Here is an 8,073-nt window from a genome sequence, read left to right on the forward strand (position 1 = left end):
TGTACTCTTTTTGTATGTGTCCCGGCGGAATAATTGCGCCTTGTGCGACAAGTCCGGGCGAGGTTGTTACTAACGGATGGTCGCCGTCTAAAAGAGATCAAGCGACTGCAAACTCTGGAATTGTAGTTGAATTAAAACTAGAAGATTATAAACCTTTTGCGAAGTATGGTGCTCTGGCTGGTTTAGAATTCCAAAAAAGTATAGAGCAAAAAGCGTGGCAGCTTGCAGGGGAAACTCAAAAAGTACCTGCGCAGCGCATGATTGACTTTACAAAGACGAAAATTTCAACTGATATTCCTAAAACATCATATGTTCCTGGTACCACATCAGTGGAATTAGGTCAAGTTTTTCCTGGTTTTTTAACGCAAATATTACGGGAGGGATTTACGGAGTTTGGAAAATACATGCGGGGCTATTTGACCAACGAAGCTATCTTGCATGCACCTGAATCAAGAACTTCGTCACCGGTTCGTATCCCCCGAGATCCAATAACTTTTGAGCATTTGCAAATAAAAGGACTGTATCCTTGTGGTGAAGGAGCGGGTTACGCTGGCGGAATCATTTCTGCTGCTATAGATGGGGAAAAATGTGCGCAAATGATCGCTGCTTCATTAGGAGGTAGCGTGTTAAATCACTAATCAAATCAATTTTTACTTTTCCAGCTTTTACGTTTTGGTAAGCGCTGGAAAAGTAGTTTAGGTAGTTATTTTTTTGATTGCATTTCCATATAATCTACGGCAAGATTTGCCATTGTTTTTACACCCAATACAAATCCGCTTTCATCGATATAAAAGTCGGGTGTATGATGAGGTGCCGTTTCTGAAATTGGTTTTCCTTTTGGAGCACCACCTATAAAGAAGTACAAACCAGGAATTTTATCTTGGTAAAATGAAAAATCTTCAGCTCCCATAACAGCTGGAGTAAATAGTACTTTGTCTTTTCCTGCCACAGCTCTCAATGTTGGTAGCATTTTTTCGGTTAAATTGGGATCGTTGTAGGTTACCAGAGTTTGTTTTGTAATAGCAATATCCGCTTGAGCTCCTGCGCTTTCTGCAATTGCGGTTACGACTTCTTTTACTCTTTTATGAATCATGTCTTGTACGTTACTATTCAGGGTGCGAATTGTTCCGTTCATGGTCAATTCCTCAGGAATGACATTGCTTCGAACTCCAGCATCAATTTTACCTACACTAATTACTGCACCAGTTTCGGCGATATTTAGATTTCTACTGATGATTGTTTGCAAACCAAGAACAATTTGCGAAGCAGTTACAATTGGGTCGATACCCAACCAAGGATAGGCACCATGTGTTTGTTTACCAGTAATCTTTATTTTGAACCAATCAGAAGAAGCCATTGTTCCCTCGGGACGGTATTTTATAGTGCCTACCTCAGTTTGGGCATTAATATGTAATCCAAATATAACATCAACTTTAGGATTCAAAAGAACACCTTCTTTTACCATCAATTCGGCTCCACCTTCTTCGCCATCAGGAGCACCTTCTTCTGAAGGTTGAAAGATAAATTTCACAGTTCCTTTTAGGTCTTTTCTTATCGAGGCTAAAACTTCTGCCGTTCCCATGAGCATTGCGGTATGAGTGTCGTGACCACAAGCGTGCATGACGCTAACCTTTTGTCCGTTATATTCTCCCTCCACCTTTGACGCAAACGGAATGTTTACTCTTTCCTTTACAGGCAAGGCATCGATATCGGCTCTTAGCGCTACTACAGGACCAGGTTTTCCCCCTTTTAATATTCCAACAACGCCTGTTTTTGCAACGCCAGTTTGAACCTCTATTCCAAGTGATCGTAAATGAGCAGCAATTTTTTCAGCAGTTTTAAATTCGCGATTACCCAATTCTGGATTCTGGTGAAAGTCTCTTCTCCACTCAATTACTTTGGATTCGATTGCCTTGGCTTTGGTGCTGATCTTTGTTTTTAATGCGCTGTTTTGAGCGTTACCGCTATAGATTGTTAGAAGAAGAATACTACTTGCTATAATTTTGTTCATGTTGGTTTAGTTTAGAAACGTTTTATTATCGGTTTGACCTTAAAGGGAATCAAACAAATATAGGCAAAAACTATTTTTAAGCTATGGAGTTGTGATAGTTAGTTTTGTTTTTTCTGTAAAGTCGTACTAGTTAAAAGAGGATTGACTTGAATACTGAATTGCCAACTATGATTTTGTCGTTTAACTTTGTAAAACGCAATAATTGAACTTTGATAAATGGTAGAAATAAATTTTAGATTTGATTGATTGTACTTTGTAAAATAGATTAAAAACCCACAATAGCAACTGTTGAACAATTCGAAATAGAACGTTAAAAGGCACGATGATGTCTGCCTTTTTTTTGTATTTTTGTTGGGCTAAACAATCCTATGATAGAAGAAAACGTAATATTAGTAAACGAGCAAGACGAACAAATTGGGCTTATGCCAAAATTAGAAGCTCATGAAAAAGCAGTTTTGCATCGCGCTTTTTCAGTTTTTATTTTAAATAGTAAAAATGAAATCATGCTGCAGCAAAGAGCGCATCATAAATATCATTCGCCTTTGTTATGGACTAATACCTGTTGTAGTCATCAACGCGCTGGTGAAACCAATATTCAGGCGGGCAGCCGTCGCTTATACGAAGAAATGGGATTTAAGGCTGAACTGAAAGAGCTTTTCCATTTTATCTACAAAGCTCCGTTTGATAACGGCTTGACAGAGCATGAATTGGATCATGTGATGATTGGCTATTATAATGAAGCCCCGTCAATAAATCCCGAAGAAGTTGAAGCGTGGAAATGGATGGGAATTGATGACGTCAAAGCAGATATGGTTTCTTCTCCAGAGCAATATACAGTGTGGTTCAAGATTATTTTTGATGAATTCTATCATTTCTTGGAAGACCACAAAATTTAAAGGTTTCTATAATTTTTTATAACAATAAATCACGATGAGGGTTACAATAAGTAGAAAAGCACATTTTAACGCAGCGCACAGATTATATCGAAAAGATTGGACTTTTGAAAAAAACGACCTTATTTTTGGTAAGTGTAATAACCCTAATTATCATGGACATAATTACGAATTAATCGTTAATGTAACCGGTGATATAGATCCTGAAACTGGTTTTGTACTGGATGTAAAAATCTTGGCTGATCTGATCAAAGAAGAAATAGAAAATAAATTTGATCACAAAAACCTGAACTTAGACGTTCCTGATTTTCAAGATTTAAATCCAACAGCCGAAAATATAGCGGTTGTGATTTGGAATAAACTAAGGGTCAAAATGGAAGAAATATTTGATCTAGAAGTTGTTCTCTATGAAACACCACGCAATTTTGTAACTTATAAAGGAATATAATGGCACTACAAGTAGGAGATAAAATTCCTGATTTTTCAGCATTGCGAGTAGATGGTTCTACTTTTTCCAGCTCATCAGTAGTTGGTCAAACGCCTGTAGTTATTTATTTTTATCCAAAAGATAACACCTCTCAATGTACAGCTCAAGCTTGTAGTTTTAGAGATAGATATGAGGATTTTCAACTATTAGGTGCTGAAGTTATCGGAATCAGTAGCGATGGTCTAGCCTCTCATGAAAAATTCCAAAAGCAATATAAATTACCGTTTATTCTGCTATCTGATGAGAATAAAAAAATCCAAAAACTATTTGGAGTACCAAAAGCTTTGTTTGGTATGTTGCCGGGTAGAGTTACGTACGTAGCGGACAAAAACGGAATTATTATTATGATTTTCAATAATATGATGGCTGCTAATCATATTCCAAAAGCACTAAGAGCTATTAAAAGCGCTGTAAAGTAAAAATCAGTACCTATCTTTGTTGTCTTTAATCTAGGTGTTGCCTTAATAAATCTTTAGTATGTATTTATACCCTTTACAGTTTGTACCCATTTTAAAAGAGAGAATTTGGGGAGGAGAAAAGCTAAAAACACTTCTTAATAAATCCATTAGCTCAAATACTACAGGAGAAAGTTGGGAGCTGTCTGCTGTTGAAGGTGACATAAGTGTGATATCTAATGGTGCTCTAAAAGGGAAAACACTTGTAGATATTATCAATGCGTCGCCAATAGAAGTTCTTGGTAGTTCAGTATATGAGACTTTTGGCAAACAGTTTCCGTTATTATTTAAACTCCTTGATGCTAGGGAAGATTTATCTATTCAAGTGCATCCAAATGATGCTTTAGCGCAAGAAAGACACAGCTCATTTGGTAAAACTGAAATGTGGTATGTCATGCAAGCAGATGCTGATGCGCGTCTTATTGTAGGATTTCAAAAAGATTCTAATGCAGCTGAGTATGTAGCGCATTTAGATAATAAACAATTGCTTTCTCTTCTTGATACTGTAAAAGTTAAGGAAGGAGATGCTTTTTTTCTTGAAACAGGAACCGTACATGCTATTGGAGCTGGATTGGTAATAGCCGAAATTCAACAAACATCCGATATCACGTATCGCTTATATGATTTTGATAGAAAAGATGCTAATGGAGCTACAAGAGAGTTGCATATTGATTTAGCATTAGATGCAATTAATTATAATAAAATTGATACTCGCAAACCATATACGGATTTGGTTAACGAGTCGAACACTATTGTGGACTGTCCTTATTTTACAACTAATTTTATTCCGCTAGATGGGGAGTTACTAGTGGATAAAACTACTGCTTCTTTTAGAGTTTATATGTGTGTAGCAGGTAGTTTTACAATTGACTATGATGCTGTTAGTTACCGCTATGAAACAGGTGATACGGTTTTGATTCCAGCCGCGATTCCATCCTATCTTTTAAATGGAAAAGCTTCAATTTTAGAAATTTACATTTCATAGTCGCTAATAGAAAGATTATATGTACTTTTGCAAACGCAAATTAAAATTTAAATAAAAATGGCAAACGTTAAGAATTTAAAAAAAGACATTAACTACGTACTTGGAGATATTATTGAAGCAGTTTACTTGTTCGAAATTTCTACAACTGGAAAACCAACAACAGAAACTAATGATTTAATTGACGAAGCTATCGCTGCTTTTGATGTTTTGATCGCAAAAGTGAATGCTAAAAATGTTGAAAACAAAAAAGCACACTTCAAACAAATCAATGTAGAATTGGAACAAACTGCAAATCAATTGATTGCTAAAATCAACGAATTGTAGTTGAAAAAAACGATAAAAAAATATAGATTTTATTTGGAAAACACGAATTGATCTGTATATTTGCACCCGTAATGAGACGCCAGCGTAGCTCAGTTGGCTAGAGCAGCTGATTTGTAATCAGCAGGTCGTGGGTTCGAGTCCCTCCGCCGGCTCATCGTAAAACCATCTAACTTTTGTTAGGTGGTTTTTTTATTTTGGCTCTTTTTTAGAGGTAAAAAAAGAATTTTAAAATAAATAACTTTTACTTTGGAGAATTAAAATTCATCATTATATTTGCACTCGAAATGAGACGCCAGCGTAGCTCAGTTGGCTAGAGCAGCTGATTTGTAATCAGCAGGTCGTGGGTTCGAGTCCCTCCGCCGGCTCATCGTAAAACCATCTAACTTTGTTAGGTGGTTTTTTTTTTGATCGCTACTATAAAAAAAGGAATTAGAGTTCATCTAATTCCTTTTTTTGCATTTTAAGCTATTTTTAACGTTGCTCTATATTGGATATAACAGCTTCAGTTCCTTCTGATCTATTCGTGTTAAAATGGACCGTTGCGTTATTGCGTTCCGCTAATTTTTTTACTAGGTTCAATCCAATTCCTGTACTTGAATCACCTCTTGAAGTTTGGCCTAAAGTATAAAACATGTCAAAGACTTTTGTTTCTTGTCCTGCTGGAATACCAGGTCCATTATCTTGGATTGTAATCGTTCTTTCTTCTTGGGAGTAGGTAATCGTAATTTTAGTTATTTCCTTATCGTTGTATTTAATGGCATTCGAAATTAAATTTTGAATAATTTGTTTAAAGGCGATGGGTTGAAACGCTATCCTGTGATTTAAATTAATTTTATCAATTTGAATCTCGTTATCAATACGGATTAATTTAATGACAGCATCGACTTCTGCTTCAATTTGTACAGCCATTTTCCCTTCGTTATTCTCTACATTTTTAGAATAATAAAGCAAATCATCAATTAATTTTGACATGGAAGATGCGGATGATTTTACCATTTCAAATAAATCTGAAGCACCTTCGTTTAGGTCTAGAATGTGATCTTCCTCAATAAACTCTATCAATGATTTAATGTTGCCTAGTGGGGTTTTTAAATCGTGAGCAATTATGTTAGCGAATTGTTCTAGTTCTTTATTTTTTTGCAGCAGTTGGTCGTTTACTTTTTTTAATTCTTGGTCATAATCCCAAATTTTAAGAAATGATTCTACTTTTTTTCGAGTTACCTCAGTTACTAATGGTTTAAATAAAAAATCAATAGCTCCTAAATCATATGCTTTATTAATATGTTTTGGTTCATCGCTTATTGCAGTTACAAAAATTGTGGGGATATTAGAGGTATTAGGGTGTTGTTTTATAATTTCCACAAATTCGTAACCATCCATTTCTGGCATTTGAACATCTACTAGAATTAAAGAAATTTTTTCTTTTAATAATACTTGTAGGCCTTCATTGGCAGATAAGCAACAAATGATTTCTCGGTTCTCATTTTCTAGCATACTTTTTAAAGAAATCAAATTGGCTGGCATGTCGTCAATCAATAATAAAGTGTGCTTTTTTTTACTTGTACTCATTATTAAGTAATTTTATAATATTTTCTATGGTTAGTTCTTGGTGTTGTTTGTATCTAGCTTTTGCAGCTTTGGGCATGTTATTAAAGTCAGCTTCTATGCAATCTTGTATGACTGTTGTACCATTTAATTCAGCCATGAGTTGCAAACCTTTTGCTCCATCACCATTCGCTCCTGATAAAAGGATACCCATGCATTTTTCTTTCAATACCAAAGAAAAAGATTCAAAAATCACATCTATTGAAGGGCGGCTATAATTTACGGCTTCAGAAACGTCCAATGAAAGAGTACGATCCTCTTCCAGGAATACGTGATAGTCTGGCGGTGCTGTGTAGAGCATTCCCCTTTGAATGGGTTCTTTATCTTCGATTTCTTTTACAGTATAATGGGTATTCATTTTTAAAATAGATTCAAAGTTAGTTTCGGCGTTTTTTAATCGATGTAAAATGACAACAATAGGTATATCTAATGATCTGTCAATTCCTTTTAAAATTGAGATTATACAATTGAATGCGCCTGCTGATCCACCAATAAGAATTACCTCTGCCATTATTTTATTTTTTGATATATTTTCTCATTTGCATCGATCTCTTTAAAATTATCATAAATACTACTAAAACGTAATGATTCTTTTTTACCTAACACTAAGAAACCATGAATAGGTAAACTAGCGTAAAATAGTTTTAAAACTTTGTCTTGTAATTCATTATCAAAGTAGATTAATACGTTGCGGCATAATATAAGTTGGCATTCCTTAAACACGCCGTCAGTAACTAAATTATGATTGGTAAATAATATGTTTTCCTTTAATTCTGAATTAATAATTGAATCCCTTCCATCAGATACGAAATAATCGTTTAAAGAGTTTTTTCCACCACAGTCAAAATAGTTTTTAGTGTATTCTTTAAAGTTGATGTTAGAGTATATGCCTTTGCGCGATTTTTCGATTGCATTACTGCTAATGTCAGTGGCGTATAATCGTGTTTTATGAATAAGGTTGTTTTCTTTTAATAAAATATTGAGTGAGTACGTCTCTTCACCAAAAGAGCAGCCTGCACTCCAAATAGTAATATTAGGATAGCTGTCTAAATAGGGAAAAACGCTATCTACTAATGATTTGTAAAAACTAGGGTCTCTAAAAAACTCACTAACATTCACTACAATTTCGTTAATAAACGTTTTAAAAATGATGGGATTATTGACAAGCTCAAAGGTCAAATCCACACTATTTTTCATTCCGTTTAAGTCCATAAACCGATTAATTCTCCTAAGCATTGACGCTTTAGAATAATTAGAAAAATCATAATCAAATCGCTTTTGTATTGCAAAGAGCAATTCGTCTAAGTCAGATA

10 protein-coding genes and 2 tRNA genes are annotated in these 8,073 nt (G+C 34.9%); 8 read left to right on the forward strand and 4 right to left on the reverse strand.

The window, feature by feature from the left end:
• The coding region (locus P8M54_RS14645; RefSeq protein WP_366525158.1) for an FAD-dependent protein at positions 1–638 on the forward strand (638 nt) is incomplete at its 5' end.
• A 65-nt stretch (positions 639–703) separates the two neighbouring features.
• On the opposite strand, the gene P8M54_RS14650 is transcribed toward P8M54_RS14645, so the two are convergent.
• The gene (locus tag P8M54_RS14650; protein ID WP_300288740.1) at positions 704–2,011 is read right to left on the reverse strand and encodes an amidohydrolase; all 1,308 of its coding nucleotides are present in this window, start codon (positions 2,009–2,011) and stop codon (positions 704–706) included.
• A gap of 368 nt (positions 2,012–2,379) precedes the next feature.
• On the opposite strand from P8M54_RS14650, the gene idi reads away from it, so the two are divergent.
• The 7 genes from idi (at position 2,380) to P8M54_RS14685 (ending at position 5,520) form a co-directional block, all read left to right on the forward strand.
• Positions 2,380–2,907, forward strand: coding sequence for an isopentenyl-diphosphate Delta-isomerase (gene idi / locus P8M54_RS14655; RefSeq protein ID WP_300288741.1), 528 nt, complete (start codon positions 2,380–2,382; stop codon positions 2,905–2,907).
• 34 nt (positions 2,908–2,941) lie between these two features.
• The gene (locus tag P8M54_RS14660; protein WP_300288742.1) at positions 2,942–3,352 is read left to right on the forward strand and encodes a 6-carboxytetrahydropterin synthase; all 411 of its coding nucleotides are present in this window, start codon (positions 2,942–2,944) and stop codon (positions 3,350–3,352) included.
• Positions 3,352–3,810 (forward strand): peroxiredoxin, encoded by a 459-nt coding sequence (locus P8M54_RS14665; RefSeq protein ID WP_300288744.1) that lies wholly within the window; start codon positions 3,352–3,354, stop codon positions 3,808–3,810. Before P8M54_RS14660 ends, P8M54_RS14665 begins: the two co-directional genes overlap by 1 nt.
• A 58-nt stretch (positions 3,811–3,868) precedes the next feature.
• Positions 3,869–4,831 carry a type I phosphomannose isomerase catalytic subunit gene (locus P8M54_RS14670; protein WP_300288745.1) on the forward strand — a complete coding sequence of 321 codons (963 nt, stop codon included), beginning with the start codon at positions 3,869–3,871 and terminating at the stop codon, positions 4,829–4,831.
• Positions 4,832–4,888: 57 nt separating this feature from the next.
• Positions 4,889–5,155 (forward strand): hypothetical protein, encoded by a 267-nt coding sequence (locus tag P8M54_RS14675; RefSeq protein WP_072944384.1) that lies wholly within the window; start codon positions 4,889–4,891, stop codon positions 5,153–5,155.
• A gap of 78 nt (positions 5,156–5,233) precedes the next feature.
• Positions 5,234–5,307, forward strand: a tRNA-Thr gene (locus P8M54_RS14680).
• Between the two features lie 139 nt (positions 5,308–5,446).
• Positions 5,447–5,520, forward strand: a tRNA-Thr gene (locus tag P8M54_RS14685).
• Positions 5,521–5,626: 106 nt separating this feature from the next.
• On the opposite strand, the gene P8M54_RS14690 is transcribed toward P8M54_RS14685, so the two are convergent.
• From P8M54_RS14690 to P8M54_RS14700, 3 genes are all read right to left on the reverse strand, one after another.
• The gene (locus tag P8M54_RS14690; protein ID WP_300288748.1) at positions 5,627–6,724 is read right to left on the reverse strand and encodes a hybrid sensor histidine kinase/response regulator; all 1,098 of its coding nucleotides are present in this window, start codon (positions 6,722–6,724) and stop codon (positions 5,627–5,629) included.
• Positions 6,711–7,271, reverse strand: a complete 561-nt coding sequence (locus tag P8M54_RS14695) for a chemotaxis protein CheB (protein WP_300288749.1) — start codon at positions 7,269–7,271, stop codon at positions 6,711–6,713. Before P8M54_RS14695 ends, P8M54_RS14690 begins: the two co-directional genes overlap by 14 nt.
• On the reverse strand, positions 7,271–8,073 hold an 803-nt coding region (locus P8M54_RS14700), incomplete at its 5' end, for a protein-glutamate O-methyltransferase CheR (protein ID WP_300288750.1). The genes P8M54_RS14700 and P8M54_RS14695, both read right to left, overlap by 1 nt.

Origin of the sequence: Flavobacterium sp. (assembly GCF_029242675.1) — a bacterium.
Classification (GTDB): domain Bacteria; phylum Bacteroidota; class Bacteroidia; order Flavobacteriales; family Flavobacteriaceae; genus Flavobacterium.

Coding starts and splice junctions, on each gene's coding strand:
- P8M54_RS14650 (WP_300288740.1), bottom strand. CDS start 2,011: ATGAACAAAATTATAGCAAGTAGTATTCTTCTTCTAACAATCTATAGC.
- idi (WP_300288741.1), top strand. CDS start 2,380: ATGATAGAAGAAAACGTAATATTAGTAAACGAGCAAGACGAACAAATT.
- P8M54_RS14660 (WP_300288742.1), top strand. CDS start 2,942: ATGAGGGTTACAATAAGTAGAAAAGCACATTTTAACGCAGCGCACAGA.
- P8M54_RS14665 (WP_300288744.1), top strand. CDS start 3,352: ATGGCACTACAAGTAGGAGATAAAATTCCTGATTTTTCAGCATTGCGA.
- P8M54_RS14670 (WP_300288745.1), top strand. CDS start 3,869: ATGTATTTATACCCTTTACAGTTTGTACCCATTTTAAAAGAGAGAATT.
- P8M54_RS14675 (WP_072944384.1), top strand. CDS start 4,889: ATGGCAAACGTTAAGAATTTAAAAAAAGACATTAACTACGTACTTGGA.
- P8M54_RS14690 (WP_300288748.1), bottom strand. CDS start 6,724: ATGAGTACAAGTAAAAAAAAGCACACTTTATTATTGATTGACGACATG.
- P8M54_RS14695 (WP_300288749.1), bottom strand. CDS start 7,271: ATGGCAGAGGTAATTCTTATTGGTGGATCAGCAGGCGCATTCAATTGT.